This is a genomic window from Agarivorans sp. Z349TD_8 (assembly GCF_050870825.2).
GTDB lineage: Bacteria > Pseudomonadota > Gammaproteobacteria > Enterobacterales > Celerinatantimonadaceae > Agarivorans.
The window spans coordinates 2,514,321-2,535,279 of record NZ_CP194037.2; the positions used below are offsets into that span (position 1 = coordinate 2,514,321).

Below are 20,959 nucleotides of genomic sequence, written 5' to 3' on the forward strand. Positions count from 1 at the left end.
AATGTTAAATATCAAACAATAAAACTAAAGTTTGAAGTAGATAAAACTATGCTCGATCCAAATAATGGCAAACAACTCAGCGAATACGATTTACGTCTATTGCGGGTATTTAAAGCGGTAGTTGAACACGGCGGATTTGCTGCCGCAGAAAATGCCTTAGGTATTACCCGTTCCACCATTAGTGTCCACATGTCTAGCTTAGAGAGCCGCATGAATATGCGGCTCTGCGTACGAGGCCGCAGTGGTTTTGCTTTAACCGAGCGTGGGCAAACGGTTTATCAGGCTTGCTTAAGGTTATTTTCAAGTATTAGTGAATTTAGTGCCCTCGTCGACAACCTTGGCAAAGCACTCACCGGTGAGCTAATTATACTGTACTCCGATCTCCTTGATCGCTTGAGTATTCAAAAAATTGGAAAAGCCATTGCCTTAATTAAGCAGCAGGCGCCTAGCTTATGTATCTGCCTGAACATGGATACGGTCGCTAATATTGAAGCTGCCCTTATCAATAATAGGGCTCACATTGGCTTTTATCCGGCTTATCGAAGTATTGATGGGCTGACGAGCCAAGTAGTCTTTAGTGAATCCTTATATTTATGCGCAAGCGAACAATCGGAATTATATGCGATGAATGATGGTAATATTGATAACGAAGAACTCTCCAAGCATGCCGCTATCCATCCCGGCATCGAGCTAAACCCAATGGGAAGAGCGCAGCTACAAGCCTTAAATTTTGGTGCAAAAGGCTATCAGTTTGATAGCCGTGTGGCCTTGATCCTCTCGGGTGCTTATATTGGTTATCTGCCTTTGAGTGAGCTGAAGGGTTATTTAGAAACAGAATTGATACGGCTGATAAAACCAGCGGAATATAGCTACCCTTTCGAACTGAGCTTAGTGCATAAACAAAATCCTAACGATAAAGAGAAGGTTCAGTTGGCTATGGATAAACTCAGTTTGGTATTCAACTAAAATTGTTTATGTTGCATGGTTGCAATAATTGCTTCGTCGGTGGGCAACATTGCGGTTTTGGACAAGAACCCCAGTTGTTGAATACTATCATCAGCGGAATCAAATACGATCCCCTGTTGCGCACTCACCGTATTTCCCGAGACAGCCAAAATAGCTGATTTAACTGCACTCCCCGCGCCCGTCGAGACTTTCATTGCACAACCAGCCTTCGCACCATCACAAAATACACCCGAGATGTCCCCTACCATGGCATTAATTGCCCGATGAATTGCGGCAAGGTCTCCGCCCAACAACCAAGTTAATCCTGCCGCTGCGCCCATAGATGCAGTGGTAGCGGCACATAAAGCCGACAGTTTGTTTTGTTTGGATTTAACGTAGATAGCAACGAGGTGGCTTAGCATCAGCGCTCGGGTAAATTGCTCGTCACTGAGTTGGCGTAATTCGGCAAAAGCAATAATAGGCATGGTCGCTGCTATTCCTTGATTACCGCTACCGGAGTTACTCATCGCAGCATGTGGTGCGCCCCCCATGCGAGCATCTGACGCAGCGGCTCCCAAACGCATGGCTCGCCCCATTAAATCATCGCTCAATAAGCCCTGAGTAATTTGTTGCTGTAAACTTGCTCCTAAGGCTAGCCCATACTCTCCGGTCATCCCAATGCTGGCCAACGCTCGATTTAATTCCGCGGCACGTTTTATAAATATGATTTGATTAAGCGGGACCTGAGTTACAAATGTATAGATCTCAGACAGCGTTAATAATGGCAAAGGTGGTACCGCTAAATGCTCACCACAAGCATTGTCCGTCACTTGCGGGCTCCGCTGACCGTTTACTTCGATATATTCAAAATGAGTATGTGATTGCGCAATACACACTTCAACCAAAGACTCACCAAGACCAGCTTGGACAACGGTATACAATACATCTGGATGAGAAATCATCTCAATCTTGACACGTTTTTGCACGAGCATCTGGTTCGCTTCAGCTAAGGCGGCACTGGAGATATCAGCCAGTACCTCCAAACCCTTATCGGCATTCCCTGCACAAGCTCCTGCCGCAGCAGCAATGGCAAGACCAGCTTTACCTGTGCCTGGAACCATAACACCCATCCCATTTTTATAGAGATTGGGCGTGACTTTAACTTTAAGGTTATCTGGTGTGGCACCAAGAATTTGTCTTGCTTTCGCGCTGGCCAAAGCGACTGTAACTGGTTCGGTGCAACCCAAAGCGGGTACAACTTGAGACTGAACGAGGTTTATGTAAGCTTGCCACTGGTGCATAAAGCTATCCAACTGATTAACTGATAAACCATGTTAACCTCGACTCACTAGAAAAAACTGGCTGATTTAGCTAATAAAAAAGAACGATAGAGAAATAAATTCTCAATATAACTAAATTTATAGTATTTTAATTTATATTTTGATGAGTGCTCAATATCATTTCGCGCCAATAATTGATGATTGAATATCTACCAGTCAATCCCTTTACGTGCTTTGATGCCATTTTCGAAGGCATGTCTCTGACTTTTTACTTCTGATATGGTGTCGGCAATTTCCAAGAGTTTTCGATGACAAGCTCGTCCAGTCACAACAACTGTTTGTTCTCTTGGACGCTGCGCAATAGCTTCAACAACCTCATCAACATCCAAGTAGTCGTAGCTCAACATATAGGTGAGCTCATCCAGCAAAACCAAGTAAATGGACGGATCTGTCAGCCACTGTTTACAACGCTGCCATACTTCCTCGGCCGCTTGGCGATCTAAGTCGCGATTTTGCGTTTCCCAAGTGAAACCAGTCGCCATCGTCGCAAATTCTACACCATGTTGACTCAGCAACTCGCGTTCACCGCAGTCCCAACCGCCTTTAATAAATTGAGCGACTACTGCCTTAAAACCATGGCCCACAGCGCGGGTTACATTGCCAAATCCGCCAGTGGATTTTCCCTTGCCGTTTCCGGTAATCACCAGTAGTAAGCCGCGTTCTATTTGCGCTTGTTCAACTTTAGCATCAACGTTTTCCTTTATTTTTTGTTGGCGCTGTTGGTGTTTTTGCTTGTCTTTACTCATCTACAATCCATTTAGTTGACATCGTATTAGTAAGTGTAACTCGCGGGAAAGCCAACAAACCAGTACTGTTTCTCTAGAATAGCTAGAAACCTTTGGGTATAGTGCCTGCACAATGTATGACGGATCCCTTTATGCTTAAAGATAACCCTCTATTAGCCCAGCTGAAACAGCAAATTAGAGAGACCATTCCCACGGTTGAAGGCGTGGTGAAAGCCACCGATAAGAATTTTGGTTTTCTACAAACCGATAATAAAAAAAGTTATTTTATTTCGCCTCCTTCGATGAAGCAGCTGATTCATGGTGACCGAATCAAGGCCGCTATCCGTGAAAATAATGGCAAAGAAGCCGCTGAGCCAGAAACTTTAGTGGAAGCAGCACTAGACAGCTTTGTTGCACGGATCAAGTTTGTTGATAATCGCACTAAGGTGATCGTTGATCATCCACTGATTAATCAAGCCTTGAGTGCAAGGGTGAAGAAAGGTAGTGATTTCACCATCAAGCAAGGAGACTGGGTAATCGCTCGTTTGTTGAAACACGCACTGAGAGATAAGCAGTTTCAAGTCGAGATCATTGAATTTATTGCCGATAGTGATGACAATTTTGCGCGCTGGAAAGCAACCACGCTAAAACATGGTTTAGTTTGGGATCAACCTGATCTTACAGAGCCACTTGAACTCATTGATCCTCAAGAGGCACGCCGTAACGTAGTCGATGAGCTATTTTTCACCATTGATGGTGAAAGTACCAAGGATATGGACGACGCGATTGCGATTCAGCGTCACGATAATGGCTGGTGTCTTAAGGTAGCTATCGCAGACCCCAGTGCATATTTCAATCCAGAGAGTGAGTTGGAAGCCGCTGCAGCAAAGCGTGCTTTTACGTTGTATTTGCCTGCTCGTACTGTGCCGATGATGCCAAATCAATTAGCCAACGAAAAATGCTCATTGCACGCGGACCAGCAGCGGCCCGCTTTAATCTGTGAAATGAATATTAGCTTGGACGGTGAATTACTTGATGATGCCACGTTTTATCTGGCGACTGTGGAATCTAAATATCGTCTTAACTACCAACAAGTTTCCGATTTTATAGATAATGAAACCGGAACGTTTGATGGTTTAGAAGATTTGCAGCAAGCACTAAGCCAGCTTCATCAACTTAGCGAACAACGTTATCATTGGCGCGCTGCACATCGTTCAGTATTTGGTGATCAGGCTGATTATGAATTTGTTCTGGACCATAAAGGGCAAGTCATCGATATCCTTCGTCAATCACGGCGCAGTGCTAATCGAATGGTGGAAGAAGCGATGGTGGCTGCCAACATATGTGGTGGACGATTGCTTGATGAACGACTCGGTCACGGGGTGTTTACCTGCCATTCTGGTTTTAAAGTTGAAAAACTAGAAGGCCTGGTTGAACTACTGAAAAAGTTTGAGTTTAGCGTCGACAGTACACGATTGGATGACTTGGATTATTTCTGTGAATTACGTAGAAAGATTAGTCAATCGGGGAATAAGACTTTAGATCAATTAGTAAAGCGTCACTTCAACTTCAGTGTTTACAGTGCGCAGTGTCAAGCCCACTTTGGCTTAGGTGAAGCCAAATACGCGACCTGGACGTCACCAATTCGAAAATACAGTGATTTGCTGAATCATCGATTGATTAAAGCAGCAATTAGAGGTGACCAAGTTGACTCACCTTTAACCGAGGCCCTCACTGAACATTTAAGCGATTGTCGCAAAAAACAGAAATTTGCAGAAAGAGAAATGGCCAACTATCTCTACTGTGAATATTTCAGTGAACAAGCTGCCACAACCAGCTTAGATGCAGAAATTACGAATGTGAATCGAGGGGGCTTAAATGTTCGCTTACTTGATAGTGGAGCCACTGCGTTTATTGCTAAGGGTAAATTAGCTAAATCAGCTGAAGAGCTAAAAATAGATAATGAAATGGGCTCCATCTCAAGTGATAGCTACCATTATCAAATTGGCGATATTATTCAGGTCAAAATTATAGAAGTTAAAAAGCTGCAACAATCCATATTGGCTAGCCCTGTGTTCTCTGATTAAACGCTTGTCATCAACACAAAAGCCAGCGTAAAGCTGGCTTTTTTTAGGTGGATTACATATTTAGCTGTTCTTGCTGAGCGCCAAATAGTCTAAAGAAATTTCTGCAGCTTCATCTAAAAAAGCGTCATCAATTTCAAAATCCTTTGGTGCATCATCTAAACTTTTAACTGGCTTTTTACCCAAACGAGTCAAGCGCTCATTTAATCGAACTAACTGCTTCTGTTCTTTGTCATCGCGTTGGGCGACTCGAGTTTTCTCGTTGAGACTTATCTCAACCATATCCTTATCTTTTCGAAAATCGGCAATATCATTAATAATATACTGAAACTCAGGATCATGACTGATTCTCGCTAAATGCTTCTTCTCAAGGGTCGCAATATACGGATGAATATTACTTAATACTTTATATTCCGCAGGTTTGATCTTATCCCAAGGTAAGGCATTTTTCTCTAAGCTTTCTCCGGTTTCTTCCGGCAACAATGCCACCGGGTAAGCAATGTCAGGGATCACACCTCGATGTTGAGTACTGCCGCCATTAATTCGATAAAACTTAGCAATTGTATATTGTACATGGCCAAGTTCGTTTTCATATAAATCATAAATACGGCCTAAACCACGATGCTGTTGCACAGTACCTTTACCATAGCTTTGTTCGCCCACAATAATTGCTCGGCCGTAATCTTGCAGTGCTGCAGCAAAAATCTCAGACGCTGACGCGCTATAACGATCGATTAAAATAACCATTGGGCCATCGTAATTCACATGGTTACTGGTATCGCTATTGACACTAATTCGTCCCAATTGGTCTCGAACTTGAACCACCGGACCTTGCGGGATAAATAAACCAGTTAACGCAGTGGCTTCGGTCAACGCGCCTCCGCCATTACCACGAAGATCAACCACTAAAGAGCTAATATTTTGCTCTGCTAGTTTAGCCAGTTCTTTGCTCGCGTCCTTGCTCAGATTAACGTAAAAACTAGGGACATTCAGTACCCCTACTTTCTTTCCTTCAATCTCTAATACTTCACTTTTAGCGGCGCGATCTTCCAGACGAACTTTATCGCGAACGATGCCAACAATTTTAGTTTTACCGTCGACCTTGCCATGAGAAGATAATATTTCTAAGCGAACCGTAGTTCCTTTAGGTCCTTTGATAAGATCGACAACATCATCTAAACGCCAACCGATAATATCAACAAATTCGCCTTCGCCTTGTGCTACACCAACAATTTTATCGTCAGGCCCTAATTGGTTACTCAGCGCCGCAGGGCCTCCGGGAACCAAACTACGAATAATGGTGTATTCATCTTCGCCCTGCAGTACTGCCCCAATCCCTTCTAAAGATAAGTTCATCTCCATTTGAAAGCGTTCGGCGGTACGGGGAGAAAGATAACTAGTGTGAGGTTCGATACTGCGAGAATAAGCATTCATTGCAGTTTGAAAAACATCTTCACTCGAGGTTTGTACCAGACGTTTAATCGCGCTGTTATAACGTTTTGCTAAAATTTCAACGATTTTATCGTGGTCACGCCCCGCCAATTTAAGGCTTAGTGCATCGTACTTAACTTTTAATCGCCATAGCTCCTTGACTTCAGCTTGATCTTTTGGCCAATCTGCCTTGCTACGGTCAAATTGAAACTGTTCGTCTTTACTAAAATCCATTTGCTCGTCAATCACCTGCAACGAATATACTAATTGCTGATAACGACGTTTTAGCGACAAGTCAAAAATAGAATAAAGCGGTTCCAAACGGCCAGCTGGAATATCTTGGTCTAAAACATAACGATAACGTTCAAAACGAGCAATATCTTCTTTTAGAAACAAGCTACGATTGTAATCAAGTTGTTGGATGTATTTATCGAAAATCTCACTCGATAATTCATCGTCAAAGGGAATACTACGGTAATGCGAGCGAGAGTAGAGCGCACTTATCCTTTTAGCCGCTGTAGCATGTTGACTTTGCTGACTTAATGTCGGTAAAGCTTCTTCGCTTAAATTAGCCGTTTGAGCTAACAAAAATGTTGAATAACAGAGTGTTAAAAAAAACAGCCAAAGACGGCTCGAATATTTCATAGGCACCTATCTCACTACTAAATTAATTTATGCAACGATATGCTCAGCTTTCACTTTTACTAACATACCGCTTTTAAGCGTGACCGCAATGCCATCTTTACTGACTTCGGAAATCTGCCCAGGCATAGGAGTCTGACCAACTAATACCCTCACTTCTTTGCCTGCAACCAAATCTTTACTATCAATTTTCTCGATTGGTTTTTTCTCTACCGCAGGTTTACTAACACTGGCTTTGGGTTTCTCGTTGCGTTTTACATCAGCTTTTGCCTTACGCTCAGCCAATTTAGCTTTGTTAGCTTTTTCTGCTTGCGCCTTTTTGTGAGCAAAGGCTTTATCTTTACTCTCTTTTAAGGTTTTTTGTGCATGTTCAACATGCTCTTGCTCAATCTCTGCACCTTCAACGCCGTCTAGGTCAACTCGTTTGGAGCCCACCTTCACGCCATGTAAGTAACGCCAACTTGAAGTGTATTGACGTAAAGCTGAGCGCAATACGGTATTACTGATCTTTTCATCTTCTTTAAGACGTTCAGCTAAATCCTGAAAAATACCAATTTTAAGTGGCTTAGCTTCACCTTCCGTCGAAAAACAAAGCGGAAATTGAGTCGCTAAATATTGAATAACTTCTTTACTATTTTTCAGTTTATTAGTTTGTTCCATGATGACCTTTCTTATACATCTTTACTGGTACAGCGATAGGGCTGATTTCGGCTATTATAGTGAGGGTATATTGAAAAGCCATTAAAAATGCACTTCTGATAAGTTATTTTCTAGCTCTTTAACTAAATACTCGATACCAATTTGATCAGAATCGTCGAATCGTGAAAGCTGTGGGCTATCGATATCAATCACTCCTATCAGTCGACCATTTAGATGAAACGGGACCACGATTTCCGACGCGCTTGCGCCATCACAAGCAATATGGCCGGGAAACTGGTGGACGTCGGGAACACAGATAGAGCTTTGTTTGGCGAAGGCTTCTCCGCAGACACCTTTGCCCACAACAATGGAGCTACAAGCTGGTTTTCCTTGAAAAGGACCTAACAACAATGTGTCGTTGCTTTGATTAATGAGATAGCAGCCGACCCAATTAATATGCTCTAACTCCATCCATAACAAGGCCGAAAAATTAGCCAAATTAGAAATATAGGGTAAATCTCTATCAAGCAAGGCTGAAATTTGCTTGGCGAGGGTTAGATACCTGCTAGAAACTTGCTGCAAGCGCTATTCCTCTTCTGCTTCAATCATTGATTCCGAAAACTCTTGGCCTTTTAATAACTGTTGCACCGCATTACGTTGCAAAGACAAGAAGTAACCTAGGTTTTCAGCTTGCGCCTCACTCATTTTAGGATCGGCATGTTTCACTAATAAAGTAAGCTGATCGGCGACATCTAACATCTTGTCGTAACTGTCGGCTTGTTTTTTTGAGCTAAAAGTCATTTTTTCTACACCGTTACGTTCGACGACATATTTAATAATTACAGCCACGGCTGCCTCCATCTACTGTTTTTATGTACAGGTTATTATGCATCATCAATCACAAAACTACTAGAGAGAAAAATTATGCAGTATTCTGTAGCTTAGTTGAGCTAATATACATAACTATGAATTCTTTAGAAATATCAAAGCTGTCCATTTGCCCTAGCTGTGACTTGTTGCTCGAAAAGCAGCAACAATGTAAGGCTGGCCAAGTGACCACTTGTCCCCGCTGTGACCAGGTGTTATTTCGTGGTTCTTCGCTTCGTTTTTCAAGTCAACTAGCGCTTTCTTTAGCCTGTTTAGTCATGGTTATTCTCGCCAATACCTACCCGCTACTCAGCTTCACAGTATTAGGGATCCCTAACTCAGCAAACATACTGCGTGGCACGGTATTATTGCTGGAGCATGGGCATTATTTAGTCGGCTTTTGTGTTTTTCTTGCCAGTTTTATTGCGCCAATCTTACTTTTTAGTTTAATTTCTTACACGTCTTTTAGCCTCGCAATCGCTTGGAAATCGCCCGGTTTGGCTACCGCGCTGCACTTTCAAGACGACTTAATTGATTGGAGCATGATCGAAGTGTATATCGTCAGCTTTTTAGTGGCCTTAGTTAAACTGGTTGATTTTGCAGATATCCACCTAGGTTACGGGCTATGGTGTATTTGTACCACCTTGTTTTTGTCCACTTATTTGGTTCAACGCTATCGAGCGGCTGATTATTGGGATCGTTATGTTCACATCAGCTAAACAACTCGGTTTAAAGTTATGCAGGCATTGCGAATTAACGATGCCAGTTGAACAGGCGACTTGTCCACGTTGTCATATGCCAGTGCATAGTCGATTACCGAATAGTTTACAGCGCTGTTGGGCTTTCGTTATCACCGCTACCATCGGTCTATTCCCTGCGAATTTATTACCGATTACGGTGCTGACTACTCGGGGGGCTCCGCAATACGAAACCATTATGTCGGGAGTCGCTTCATTGATTAAAGATGACATGGTCGGAATTGCCATTGTGGTTTTTGTCGCCAGTATTGTTGTTCCGGTCATGAAACTCATCGGCTTAGCGGTCATATTATTAAGCTTACATTTCCGTTTTAACTTAACTAACAAGCAACGTATTGTTATTTATCGGATCATCGACATTATAGGTAAGTGGTCAATGTTAGATTTATTTGTATTGTCGATTATGATCGCGGTATTTGAGCGTAATAATTTGGTTGGCGTGGAAGCGGGTGCAGGGGCAACTGCCTTTGGTGCAGTGGTGCTATTGACCTTATTTGCTGCGAAGTCTTTCGATACCAGACTCATTTGGGATAAAGAAATTGAATAAAATTAGTACCGCAGAGTATAAAAAAGAGCGAATTATTTCTCCCATTTGGCTGCTACCCATTTTGGCTGTATTACTCGGCGGATGGTTACTATTTAAGGCCTGGTCAGAAGCGGGGATAAAAATTGATATTGTTTTCGAAAGCGCCCAAGGCATCACAACAGGTCAAACCCAAGTATTTTACCAAGGGCTCGATATCGGTGTGGTTAAGTCAGTCAAACTGGGTCCTAAACTTCAGGGCGTGGTGGTAAAAGTTGAAATCAAACGCGAAGCAGAAAGTCTTCTTACTAGCGATGCCCAGTTCTGGTTAGTTCGTCCAAAAGCATCAATCACCGAAATTAGCGGTTTAGATGCCTTAGTATCCGGAAACTACATCGAACTAAATCCAGGAACTGGAGAACTTGCCGATCAGTTTGTCGCGCTAAATGAGCCTCCCAATATAGTGCGTGGGGAAGGTTTAAACTTAAAACTAAGTGCCGCTGATTTAGGTTCTTTAAATATCGGCTCCGGTATCTACTATAAAAAGATCAAGGTTGGGGATGTACAGCGATTTCAGCTTAAAAATGACCTACAAGTTGAATTTGACATCTTGATTAAGCCGCAATTTGCACATTTAGTGAAGACTAATTCGCACTTTTGGAATGTAAGTGGTTTTAAAGCCGATATCTCTCTGGACGGGATGCAAATTAGCAGTGAAGGTTTAGCCAGTGTTATTACGGGCGGGATCAGTTTTGATAGCCCCCCGGATTCTCCTGTCGCAGTCAAGGGTCACCAATTTAAACTTTTTAATAACTTGCAAGAGGCCCATCGCGGCAAAGTCATTGAAATTACCATGGCAAAACAATATGGCCTGATTGCGCAACGTAGTAAATTGCTCTATCGCGGCGCTGTCGTCGGTTTCATTACTGAGATAAACACTAACAGTAGCCAAGATGATTTTGTGGCCAAAGCTCTAGTTGAACCCAAGTACGAAGGGCTGTTTAACCAGAGCACACAACTGGTACTAATTAAACCGAACATCAGTCTTAAGGGGTTCAAAAATATTGATGCTTTGATCGGTGCAAAACAAATTGAAGTCTATAGCGACCCCTCCCCTCAAGAACTACAAAATAGCTTTCGATTATCGCAAACCGTAAAACCACCTTTAGGCAGTAAGTCGTTACGCTTACTAAGCGATAACGTGCGCGATCTTACCATTGGTAGTCCTGTTATCTATCAAGGCCTGAGCATTGGTCAATTAAGTAATATACGTTTAGTTAAGCGTCATTTTGAGATAGATGCCTTTATTGAGCCTGATTATGTATCACTGGTTTCAAAAAATAGTCGTTTCTACTTACAGAGTCCCTTAGCTCTGCGAGCTGACATCAATGGTATTAGTGTGGAAAGTAGTGGCTTAAGTGGTTTTTTAAACACGCCGATTGTCTTAATGCCGGGAACAAGCACCACCGCTTCGACCCAAAAACAATTCACTCTCTACCCAAACCAACAAGCTGCGAAACTTTCTAAAGAGAAATCGCAACCGGCGCTTAAGTTACGTTTAATGACTGAAGAATTGGGCTCACTTGGAGAAGGCTCGCCGGTTCTATACCACAAATTACCGATAGGAAAAGTGAGCCATTATCAATTGGCCGCGAATGGCGAGTTACAAATTGATCTTATCATTGAAGGGCAATATAGACACCTTATCACCAACCACAGCCGTTTTTGGCACGCATCAGGCATCGAAATTCAAGCCAGCCTTGATGGGCTATCAGTGAATAGTGAGTCGCTCAAAAGCCTAATGATTGGCGGAATAAGTGTTGACCAGTTTGATCAATTAGCCAAAGAAACCCAGAGAATAGTCCACAAAGATAAGCAATCTGCGACCAAACGACAACTGACCATCAAGCTGCATAGTCAAGATGCTCAAGGTTTACGCCGGCATATGCCAATAAAATACCAAGGCCAGCAAATTGGAAGAATCGTCGATTTAAGCTTTGACGATTCGCTCAGCGGATTAACCGCAACAGCTGAACTTGATTATCCTTATTATCGTAATTTTGCTCGAACTGGTAGCCTCTATTGGCAAGAGAGTGCACAGCTCAGCCTTTCTTCTGTTAAAAACTTAGACACGCTAGTAAAAGGTGACTTTATCAGTGCCTTACCTGGCAAAGGTCAGCCTAGGCTAGAATTTAGTTTACATAAACAGCAACCCAATACCGATCGTAAGGCCTTGATTGTGTGGCTTAGTGCTAGCCACTTTGGTTCTTTGAAAGTTGGTAGCCCAGTGTTATATAAGCAATACCAGGTGGGTAAAGTCGATGCAGCTAAGTTAAGCCTTGATGGTTCTAAAATCATGGCTAGACTGAAGATAAACTCTAAATATCGTCACTTAGTGAGAGCCAATAGCCTTTTTTGGAATGCATCCGGTATCGATGTGAAACTGGGTTTAAGTGGCGCAGACATTCGAGTGGATTCAATGGAAACACTACTCAGTGGGGGGATTGCTTTTGCAACTCCAGATAAACTGCCCTTAGCGAAAGCAGCCGCAAACGAAGATAAGTTTGAATTGCAGTCCACTTATGATGAAAAATGGCTACAATGGAGCCCATCAATTCAACCTTAACTGAAATCTATTTATTTTGTCGAAAACGATTAACTTTCCCAGCCAGTTCATTTCGCGTATTGAACAAGATCTACCTAACGATTTGAGTTTGGCAAGCTTTAAAGACATATGCCAACAACCTTTGCGCAAGAGTATTCGAGTCAATACTTTAAAAATATCGGTCTCGGCATTTATCAGCCTTGCAGACCAACTTGATTGGCAATTGCAGCCTATTCCTTGGTGTGAACAAGGCTTTTGGATCGATCGTGCAGAAGACAGTGTTTCTTTAGGTAATACTGCTGAACATATGGCCGGGCTATTTTATATCCAAGAAGCAAGCTCGATGTTGCCAGTGAGTGCTTTGTTTAATTTTTACCAAGGACAAGACGACAGCCTCATTTTGGATGCCGCCGCCGCCCCAGGGTCAAAAACCACTCAAATTGCCGCTCAGCTCAACGGTTGTGGCGTCATCATTGCCAATGAGTTTTCAGCTAGTCGAATTAAAGTGCTTAGTGCAAACTTATTACGCTGTGGTGTAAATAACGCTGCTATCACTCACTTTAGCGCGGAAGTATTTGGCCAGTGGATGCCTGAAAAATTTGATGCCATTTTATTGGATGCACCATGCTCTGGTGAAGGCACCTTAAGAAAAGATCCCTTAGCCTTAGAAAACTGGAGTGAACAGCACCTGAGCGAGATCTCCGCCTTACAATTTAAGCTCTTGGAAAGTGCTCTGTTTGCTTTGAAGCCTGAAGGCTTATTGGTATATTCCACCTGCACCCTCAATCGACAAGAAAACCAGCAAGTTATCTCCCGCTTGATGTCTGAATATCCGAAGCAGTTAGCCCCACTTCAACTTGCCGATTTATTTCCCGGTGCTGAGCGAGCCTTAACCGAGGAAGGTTACTTGCATATATGGCCGCAATATTTCGATAGTGAAGGCTTCTTTGTTGCAGCCCTGCGTAAAACAACGCATGGATTGTCAGCAGAGAAAATACAAAAAAATATTAAGGGTTTTACTTACCATAAAGCCAATACCAAACAATGCCAAGCGATTAAACGGCACTTTACGGATGGTTTTGCTTTAAGTCTGCCAGAATCCTATAGCGTATTTATAAAGGGCGACAGCTATTGGTTAATCCCCGATACGTTCTTAGCCATAAAGGATGAAATGCGTTTTGAACGAGTTGGTCTAAAGCTTGCCGAATCATTCAAGCAAGGTTTTCGAACCAGCCATGATGCGATCACCAGCTTAGGCGCTTTGATCGGGAAAAATACGGTCACACTTGATGAACAGCAAGCACATCACTTTTATCAGGGAAAAGATATCGCCTACCCAAATAGTAATCGTGGTGAAGTAGCCTTAATTTATAAAGACCAAGTGATTGGTTTAGGAAAGTGGATCCGCAACAAAATTAAGAATGCTTACCCGCGAGAATTGGTCAAAGACAAAGGCCTATATTGAGTTTGCAAAGTCAGTGTTGACAGCTAGACTTATACCAATCTGATTCATCATATGAGTAACTTATTGCGCACAATAAATCTGCCGATAACGAGGCATGAAGTGAAGTCACTAGTGACTCTAACTACAAGATACATAACCCCGTTAGCAGTGATTTGGGCCAACAAAAATGAACAGATAATTAGTTAGATTGGAATTAAATGATTATTAGCGCAAGGCTCTTTAAAGAGCCCTTCCCCTACTCTCCACTCAAGGATTAGAGTGGAGATGTCTTTTTAAGGTTTAGCTAAACTAAATAACTCAAAGAAATTATGACTGGTCTGTTCTGCGACTTGCTCAAAACTGATGCCTTTGATATTCGCTAAACACTCCGCTACCACCCGGGTATAGGCTGGTTGGTTCTCTTCACCGCGATGTGGGATCGGCGCTAAGTAAGGACTATCCGTTTCAACGAGAATACGTTCGAGGGGGATCTGCTTAAAGGTCTTTTGTAATTCTTTTGCTGAATTAAAACTAATAATGCCAGACGCTGATATATAAAAACCCATTTCGATGGCCGCGAGAGCCATCTCTAAACTTTCGGTAAAACAGTGTAATACACCGCCACATTGCTCTGCCCGATGCTCAGCCAATAAACGTAGGGTATCGTCTCGAGCATCACGAGTATGCACAATTAAAGGTTTGTTGTATTCAACCGCTAATTGGATCTGCTCAATAAATACAGTCTGCTGTAACTCTTTATGTTCTTTTGCATAAAAATAGTCTAAGCCAGTTTCACCCACAGCAACCACTTTAGCTTGCTGAAGATATTGAGCGAGTAAAGCTTTATCGAAGGCTTGCTCTTGAACATACAATGGATGCATACCACAAGAGGCAAATACATTATCGAATTGTTCGACTTTTTCCATCATCGCCGGAAACTTATCCGGCGAAATAGCAACCGCCAAACAATAATCGACCCCCGCTTGTTTCGCTTTACTTAAAGCATCGGCGACATTGTTATGTTTGCCTGGGTAATCTAATCGGTCTAAGTGGCAATGAGAGTCAACTAACACGAAACGGGTTCCTTAAATCGATTGAATAATGGGTAGAGCTGCTGGCCAAGATTTAAACTTGGAAATGATTCTAGCTGTTTCACCAACAATAACCAATCTTGGTAGGCTTTGTTTAAGGTTGAAGCTGATAACTGCTTGACTGGTAATTGTGGGAACAATGCTTGATTAAGTAATCCTCCACGAATACTGCTGCTTAAAGCCAGCGTATGGCCTAACCATGATAGTTGTGCCGGTTGTTTTTGTATTATATCGCCGAGTTTATGTGTTTGACCATGAACCATCTGCTGGTACTGCGTTAAAAACAGCTGTAAATCTTTCAGTGATTGCTGGCGATAAAACTCAGCCATGATTAACGGCGCACCATTACAAAAACGGTGTATCAGCAGAAAATTTTCATCGAGTCTTATTTTTTGTTTCACCAGCCAAGTTTTGACTAACTCAAGTGGTGGAGTTGGAAGGTTAAATGATTGGCAACGACTGCGAATGGTTGGCATCGCTTTAAACGGTAAGTGGTTAATGAGTATGAAAAAGGTGCCATCAACAGGTTCTTCAAGTGTTTTCAATAAGGCATTATTAGAAGCATCGTTGAGTAAGCTAATATCGTGAATAATAGCAACCTTATGTGGCCCGAGGTGACTAGTTTGGCCCGCCCAAGCGCTAAGCTCTCGAATATCATCAAGCTTTGGCTTGTCTTGATTCACCTGATACAAGCCACCATGACTATTCGCCTCAAATACCTGACAGCTATGACAAGCATTACAAGCTTGGTGAGTCTGTTCAGTACATAACAGTGTTTTCGCAAGAAATTGTGCCATTTGCTGCTTGCCCAGGCCTTTCTCTCCTCTTAATAGTATGGATTGAGGAAAGTGCTGTTGTTGTAGCTGTGAAGCTAACTGCTTCCAAATTGGGCCTAACCAGGGCAAACTCATAAATGACTCTCGCTTAGATATTATCTACATATTGGATAAGTATCGCCGTAATGGACGCGGCGACTTGCGCCATGTTTTGGCTGGCATCGATAAGCATGATGCTCTCTTTTTCTGCAACTTGCTGTAGATAAACTTCTCGAGTACGTTCAAAGAAGTTCAAATCTTGCTGCTCGATACGATCGAGCTCTCCGCGCTGGCGGGCTCGACTCAAGCCTAAACTCGGCTCAATATCTAAGTACAAGGTGAGATCAGGTTCAAAATCACCAATTGCAATCTGCTTAATCGCTTTTAGCTTGGCCATTCCCAGCTCTCGCCCGCCACCTTGATAGGCGAGTGAACTTAAGTCATGGCGATCACCGATAACCCAGGTACCGTTCGCTAAAGCGGGACGGATCAGCGTTTCTACCAATTGCGCGCGCGCGGCATACATCAGCAACAATTCCGTACTATCACATACATGTTCGTTTGCCATCCCCTGCTTCACAATGTCTCGTAGGGCTTCAGCAATTGGCGTTCCACCGGGCTCTCGGGTGCTAATAAATGGGATATCACGGTGATTCAGGACCGTTTTAATCGCGCTAACTGCACTGCTTTTACCTGCGCCTTCCAAGCCTTCTATTACAATAAATTTTCCAGGAGTCATCATCTACTTCTTTAAAATGTATTTACGTACAGCACGATTGTGCTCTGCTAGCGATTTTGAAAAATAATGTTCACCACGACCCTTCGCGACAAAATATAAATATTGGGTGTGTTCAGGGTTTAAGGCTGCAGCGATAGCGTCTTCACTCGCCATCGCTATCGGTGTGGGCGGTAAGGCTTTAATTACATAAGTATTATATTCGGTAGCCTCACGTAGATCTTTACGACGAATATTACCATCGTAACGGTCCCCCATGCCATAAATAACCGTAGGATCGGTTTGTAAACGCATGCCTTTATTTAGACGGTTAATAAATACCGATGCAATTCGCGGACGCTCGAATTTTGCGCCCGTTTCCTTTTCAATAATAGAGGCTAAAATAAGCGCGTCATAGGGCTTGGCTAAAGGTAAATGTTTATCCCGTAGCTGCCAATGAGCAAGCAGTGTTTTGTCTAAAGCTAAATAAGCTCGTTTAACAATTTCTTCCGCAGAAGTACCGTGGACGTAAAAATAGGTTTCCGGTAACAACAAACCTTCTAACTTGCTCCGTTCACTGCCCAACCAAGAGGCTAGTTCTTGCTCAGTTTTCGAACTCGATTTGATGCCTTCGGCTTGGTTTAACTTTTGCCAAAATTGTTTAAAGGTTTCCCCTTCAATCAAACTTACTTTCAGCTGCACCACATTACCGCTCGTTAACAACTGACTAAGCGTCGCATAGCTAAGGTGTTTAGCCAGTTGGTAGTGACCAACTTTTATCTTCCCAAATTGTGGATTGAGCTTAATCCAAAACCTTAACCACCAATTGTCTTGCTCGGCATCAGTAAATGCCAAGTTAACCATCTTATAAAAATTATCGCCTGGCTCAACAGCAAGCAATGCCACTTGGCTGCTCCTCTGTTGGTTCCATTGTTGTTCCAGAAAATGTTTGAAACTTATAAAGCCAATGCTTACCAACATGGCTAACAGCATGACGCTAATAAAAAATTTACGCAAAACGAATTACCAACTGTTGAAACCAACGACAAGCATGATGCTCTGTGAATACTCGCTCATTGAACTGTTTTATAGGTGCAAACTGAAGGACGGCATTGCTAATAAAAATTTCATCTGCTGCTGCGAGTTCATCAAGTTGAAATTGGCCTACCTGCCATTTGTAAGGCGAATGATGACAGTGGTCCATCAGAAACCGACGCTGGATCCCTGCGACACCAGCCGTCTTGAGATCAGGACTATATAGCGTATTTCCTTTTAACCAGAATAAGTTAGAAGATACACATTCAATCAAGTGATCAAAAATATCCAGACAAATCAAATCATCAAACTTAGATTGATCCGCTTCCTTGCGCAACATCACTTGTTCTAAACGATTGAGCGTCTTTATGGAAGAAAAGCTACAGCCAGCTGCCAAGCGTTGGCCGGCCACCCCTAAACTTAAGCCATCTTGTTGCCAACATGTATAATGCTCGGGGTAAGCAGACATCGAAATAAGCAGCGTCGGTTCAACTTTGTCTGGAATTGCATACCCTCGCCCACCGACACCTCGGGAAATCAATATTTTTGCAACCGCATGTGGATGCTCAATTCGACTTAATAGTTCTATGTACAGACTATCTAAATCAAGTTGTGGAAATCCCAATTGTTGTTGCGCGGCTACCAGTCTCTGGCAATGGTAATCCCATAGCACAGGTTTGCCTTGAGCAATTAACACCGTGGTGAAAAAACCATCTCCATAGTTTAAACCACGATCATGACTATTAACGTTAACCACTTTCAATTGTGATGCCCCTAAACATAAAAAAGCCTGATATGAACATCAGGCTTTCAATTTTTCATAGTATCGAAGTGAGTTTAATCGTCAACTTTCTTAAATACTAACGAACCGTTGGTGCCACCAAAACCAAAAGAATTGGATAAAGCGTAATCGATTTTAGCTTCGCGTGCTTGACCAACCACATAATCTAAATCACAACCTTCACTTGGGTTTTCCAAGTTGATGGTTGGCGGAGCGATTTGATCTCGGATTGCTAATACAGAAATAATCGCTTCAACAGCGCCTGCGGCACCTAATAGATGACCGGTCATCGATTTAGTCGAGCTAACCAATACGGTTTTAGCATGTTCACCAAATACCGTTTTCACCGCTTGAGTTTCTGCGATATCACCTGCCGGAGTCGAGGTACCGTGGGCATTAATGTAATCAATATCCGCAGCATCAATGCCGGCATCTTTAATCGCTGCTGCCATCGAACGTGCAGCACCATCACCGTCAGCTGGTGGAGATGTCATATGGTAAGCGTCACCACTCATCCCAAAACCAACGAGCTCTGCATAAATCTTAGCGCCACGAGCTTTTGCCGCTTCATATTCTTCAAGCACAATCACGCCAGCGCCATCGCCTAATACAAAACCATCGCGATCCTGATCCCAAGGCCGACTCGCCTTTGATGGATCATCGTTGCGAGTGGATAGCGCTTTGGCAGCACCAAAACCGCCCATACCTAAATGAGTTGATGCTTTTTCAGCACCGCCAGCCACCATCGTATCAGCATCGCCATAGGCGATCATTCTGGCAGCCAAACCAATAGCATGAGCGCCTGTGGTACAGGCTGTCGTAACCGCAATGTTCGGTCCTTTAAGGCCTTTCATAATAGAAAGATGCCCAGCTACCATATTGATAATGGTTGATGGAACAAAAAACGGACTAATTTTACGCGGTCCATTTTTTAAATAATGTTCGTGATTTTGCTCAATTAAGCCTAATCCGCCAATGCCCGAACCAATTGATACACCAATCCGGTCAGCGTTTTCTTCGGAGACTTCAATACCCGAATCTTCGAAAGCCATGATGCCAGCAGCGACACCATATTGAATAAACGCGTCCATTTTACGAGCATCTTTCTTACTCATGAACTGTTCTACATTGAAGTCTTTAACGAGACCAGCAAAACGGGTGGGAAATGCGGATATATCGAAATGCTCAATTGGCCCAATACCACTTTGGCCTGCTTTGAGTGCCTGCCAAGTTAATTCAGCGGTATTACCTACTGGTGATAACGCACCAATACCAGTAACAACGACTCTACGCTTAGTCACTGAAATGCCTCCAAGGGGGGATTTACTTATCTTAGGGGGATGCAAAATGGGCGACCTATGTCGCCCACTTTTTAACTAATCTTGATTATTTAGAACGTAATCAATTGCAGCTTGTACAGTAGTTATTTTTTCAGCTTCTTCATCAGGAATCTCAGTATCAAATTCTTCTTCCAAAGCCATAACCAATTCTACTGTATCTAAAGAATCAGCACCTAGGTCATCAACAAAAGACGCTTCGTTTTTAACTTCGTCTTCACTTACACCAAGTTGCTCAATGATGATTTTTTTAACACGTTCTTCAATTGCACTCATGACAATATTTTTCCTTAGTAATACGCTTCTGCGTTGTTGCGATAGTGTATTCAAACCGAGATACTTTGCAAGCCTAACCGTAGTGGTCTAACCACATTTTTCGTAGTTATTTTTATGAAAAACTTGCGATCTATCAATTTTTTGCGTTTTTTTTAAGCCATTGCTTAAACCATGTACATTCCGCCATTCACATGAATGGTTTCACCGGTAATATAAGCAGCATCGTCGCTGGCCAAAAATGCAACCGTCTTTGCTATCTCTTCAGCATCACCTAAACGGCCCATAGGCACTTGCGACAAGATAGCACCACGTTGATTCTCGTCAAGTGCCCGAGTCATATCTGTTTCAATAAAACCAGGAGCAATCGCATTTACGGTGATCCCTCTAGAGGCAACTTCGCGCGCTAAAGAACGGGTGAAACCAAGTACACCGGCTTTCGCAGCCGCATAATTTGCCTGACCCGCATTACCCATCGTGCCAACCACGGAACCGATGCTGATAATACGCCCATGGCGTTTTTTCATCATCGAGCGTAATACCGCTTTACTTAAACGAAAGATAGAGCTGAGATTAGTATTGATTATGTCTTCCCACTCGTCATCTTTCATTCGCATCAACAGGTTATCGCGAGTAATCCCAGCATTATTGATCAAAATATCGATATCGCCATATTTTTCTTTAATATCGATAAACAACTGCTGAATAGATTCGCTGGAGGTGACATCCAAGGCGAGCCCTGTACCATGCTCTCCGAGGTAGTCACCGATTGACTCCGCCCCTTTCTGCGATGTTGCGGTACCAATAACGATAGCGCCTTTGGCAACCAACGTTTCGGCGATTGCGCGACCAATTCCACGACTGGCTCCCGTTACTAGTGCTACTTTACCTTGTAAAGTCATCAATATT

General features: G+C 42.9%; 20 protein-coding genes. 6 read left to right on the forward strand and 14 right to left on the reverse strand.

Annotated features, from left to right (window positions below; all coding sequences use genetic code 11):
• Nucleotides 1-48: 48 nt before the first annotated feature.
• A complete protein-coding gene (locus ACRRS1_RS11420) occupies nt 49-966 on the forward strand; it encodes a LysR family transcriptional regulator (protein WP_432453060.1) in 918 nt (305 codons plus the stop codon).
• Here the strand turns inward: ACRRS1_RS11420 and ACRRS1_RS11425 are convergent.
• Nucleotides 963-2,246 carry a serine dehydratase subunit alpha family protein gene (locus ACRRS1_RS11425; protein WP_432467809.1) on the reverse strand — a complete coding sequence of 428 codons (1,284 nt, stop codon included), beginning with the start codon at nt 2,244-2,246 and terminating at the stop codon, nt 963-965. The genes ACRRS1_RS11420 and ACRRS1_RS11425 overlap by 4 nt on opposite strands.
• Before the next feature lie 188 nt (nt 2,247-2,434).
• Nucleotides 2,435-3,031, reverse strand: a complete 597-nt coding sequence (gene cobO / locus ACRRS1_RS11430; RefSeq protein ID WP_432467807.1) for a cob(I)yrinic acid a,c-diamide adenosyltransferase — start codon at nt 3,029-3,031, stop codon at nt 2,435-2,437.
• A gap of 131 nt (nt 3,032-3,162) precedes the next feature.
• Here cobO and ACRRS1_RS11435 point away from each other — a divergent pair, with 131 nt between their 5' ends.
• Nucleotides 3,163-5,097, forward strand: a complete 1,935-nt coding sequence (locus tag ACRRS1_RS11435; RefSeq protein ID WP_432467806.1) for an exoribonuclease II — start codon at nt 3,163-3,165, stop codon at nt 5,095-5,097.
• Nucleotides 5,098-5,157: 60 nt separating this feature from the next.
• Here ACRRS1_RS11435 and prc read toward each other — a convergent pair whose 3' ends face one another.
• The 4 genes from prc to ACRRS1_RS11455 form a co-directional block, all read right to left on the reverse strand.
• Nucleotides 5,158-7,170 carry a carboxy terminal-processing peptidase gene (prc, locus tag ACRRS1_RS11440; RefSeq protein ID WP_432453056.1) on the reverse strand — a complete coding sequence of 671 codons (2,013 nt, stop codon included), beginning with the start codon at nt 7,168-7,170 and terminating at the stop codon, nt 5,158-5,160.
• Between the two features lie 27 nt (nt 7,171-7,197).
• Complete coding sequence (gene proQ / locus ACRRS1_RS11445) at nt 7,198-7,827, reverse strand: RNA chaperone ProQ (protein WP_432453055.1); 630 nt, start codon at nt 7,825-7,827, stop codon at nt 7,198-7,200.
• A gap of 81 nt (nt 7,828-7,908) precedes the next feature.
• Nucleotides 7,909-8,388 (reverse strand): GAF domain-containing protein, encoded by a 480-nt coding sequence (locus tag ACRRS1_RS11450; RefSeq protein ID WP_432453054.1) that lies wholly within the window; start codon nt 8,386-8,388, stop codon nt 7,909-7,911.
• 3 nt (nt 8,389-8,391) lie between these two features.
• Entirely contained in the window at nt 8,392-8,655 is a 264-nt protein-coding gene (locus tag ACRRS1_RS11455; RefSeq protein WP_432453053.1) for a YebG family protein, read from the reverse strand.
• A gap of 203 nt (nt 8,656-8,858) precedes the next feature.
• Here ACRRS1_RS11455 and ACRRS1_RS11460 point away from each other — a divergent pair, with 203 nt between their 5' ends.
• Genes ACRRS1_RS11460 through rsmF form a run of 4 tightly spaced genes read left to right on the forward strand, consistent with a single transcriptional unit; the run spans nt 8,859 to nt 14,024 of the window.
• Entirely contained in the window at nt 8,859-9,392 is a 534-nt protein-coding gene (locus ACRRS1_RS11460) for a paraquat-inducible protein A (protein ID WP_432459428.1), read from the forward strand.
• A complete protein-coding gene (locus ACRRS1_RS11465; RefSeq protein WP_432453050.1) occupies nt 9,376-9,978 on the forward strand; it encodes a paraquat-inducible protein A in 603 nt (200 codons plus the stop codon). Before ACRRS1_RS11460 ends, ACRRS1_RS11465 begins: the two co-directional genes overlap by 17 nt.
• On the forward strand, nt 9,971-12,580 hold the full coding sequence (locus ACRRS1_RS11470) for an MlaD family protein (protein WP_432459430.1): 2,610 nt from the start codon (nt 9,971-9,973) through the stop codon (nt 12,578-12,580). The genes ACRRS1_RS11465 and ACRRS1_RS11470 overlap by 8 nt, the downstream gene beginning before the upstream one ends.
• A 16-nt stretch (nt 12,581-12,596) precedes the next feature.
• Entirely contained in the window at nt 12,597-14,024 is a 1,428-nt protein-coding gene (rsmF, locus tag ACRRS1_RS11475) for a 16S rRNA (cytosine(1407)-C(5))-methyltransferase RsmF (RefSeq protein ID WP_432453047.1), read from the forward strand.
• Between the two features lie 272 nt (nt 14,025-14,296).
• Here the strand turns inward: rsmF and ACRRS1_RS11480 are convergent, their stop codons facing one another.
• The 8 genes from ACRRS1_RS11480 to fabG form a co-directional block, all read right to left on the reverse strand.
• Nucleotides 14,297-15,076, reverse strand: a complete 780-nt coding sequence (locus ACRRS1_RS11480; protein ID WP_432453046.1) for a TatD family hydrolase — start codon at nt 15,074-15,076, stop codon at nt 14,297-14,299.
• Nucleotides 15,070-16,005, reverse strand: a complete 936-nt coding sequence (locus ACRRS1_RS11485) for a DNA polymerase III subunit (protein WP_432467805.1) — start codon at nt 16,003-16,005, stop codon at nt 15,070-15,072. The genes ACRRS1_RS11480 and ACRRS1_RS11485 overlap by 7 nt, the downstream gene beginning before the upstream one ends.
• Nucleotides 16,006-16,018: 13 nt before the next feature.
• Nucleotides 16,019-16,651, reverse strand: a complete 633-nt coding sequence (tmk, locus tag ACRRS1_RS11490; protein WP_432467804.1) for a dTMP kinase — start codon at nt 16,649-16,651, stop codon at nt 16,019-16,021.
• Nucleotides 16,652-17,641 carry an endolytic transglycosylase MltG gene (gene mltG / locus ACRRS1_RS11495; protein WP_432459435.1) on the reverse strand — a complete coding sequence of 330 codons (990 nt, stop codon included), beginning with the start codon at nt 17,639-17,641 and terminating at the stop codon, nt 16,652-16,654.
• Nucleotides 17,634-18,416, reverse strand: coding sequence for an aminodeoxychorismate lyase (gene pabC, locus ACRRS1_RS11500; RefSeq protein ID WP_432461115.1), 783 nt, complete (start codon nt 18,414-18,416; stop codon nt 17,634-17,636). The genes mltG and pabC overlap by 8 nt, the downstream gene beginning before the upstream one ends.
• Before the next feature lie 80 nt (nt 18,417-18,496).
• Nucleotides 18,497-19,741, reverse strand: coding sequence for a beta-ketoacyl-ACP synthase II (gene fabF, locus ACRRS1_RS11505; protein WP_432453042.1), 1,245 nt, complete (start codon nt 19,739-19,741; stop codon nt 18,497-18,499).
• 75 nt (nt 19,742-19,816) lie between these two features.
• On the reverse strand, nt 19,817-20,053 hold the full coding sequence (acpP, locus tag ACRRS1_RS11510; RefSeq protein ID WP_016403339.1) for an acyl carrier protein: 237 nt from the start codon (nt 20,051-20,053) through the stop codon (nt 19,817-19,819).
• Nucleotides 20,054-20,217: 164 nt separating this feature from the next.
• Entirely contained in the window at nt 20,218-20,952 is a 735-nt protein-coding gene (gene fabG, locus ACRRS1_RS11515) for a 3-oxoacyl-ACP reductase FabG (protein ID WP_432459436.1), read from the reverse strand.
• Nucleotides 20,953-20,959 lie beyond the last annotated feature (7 nt).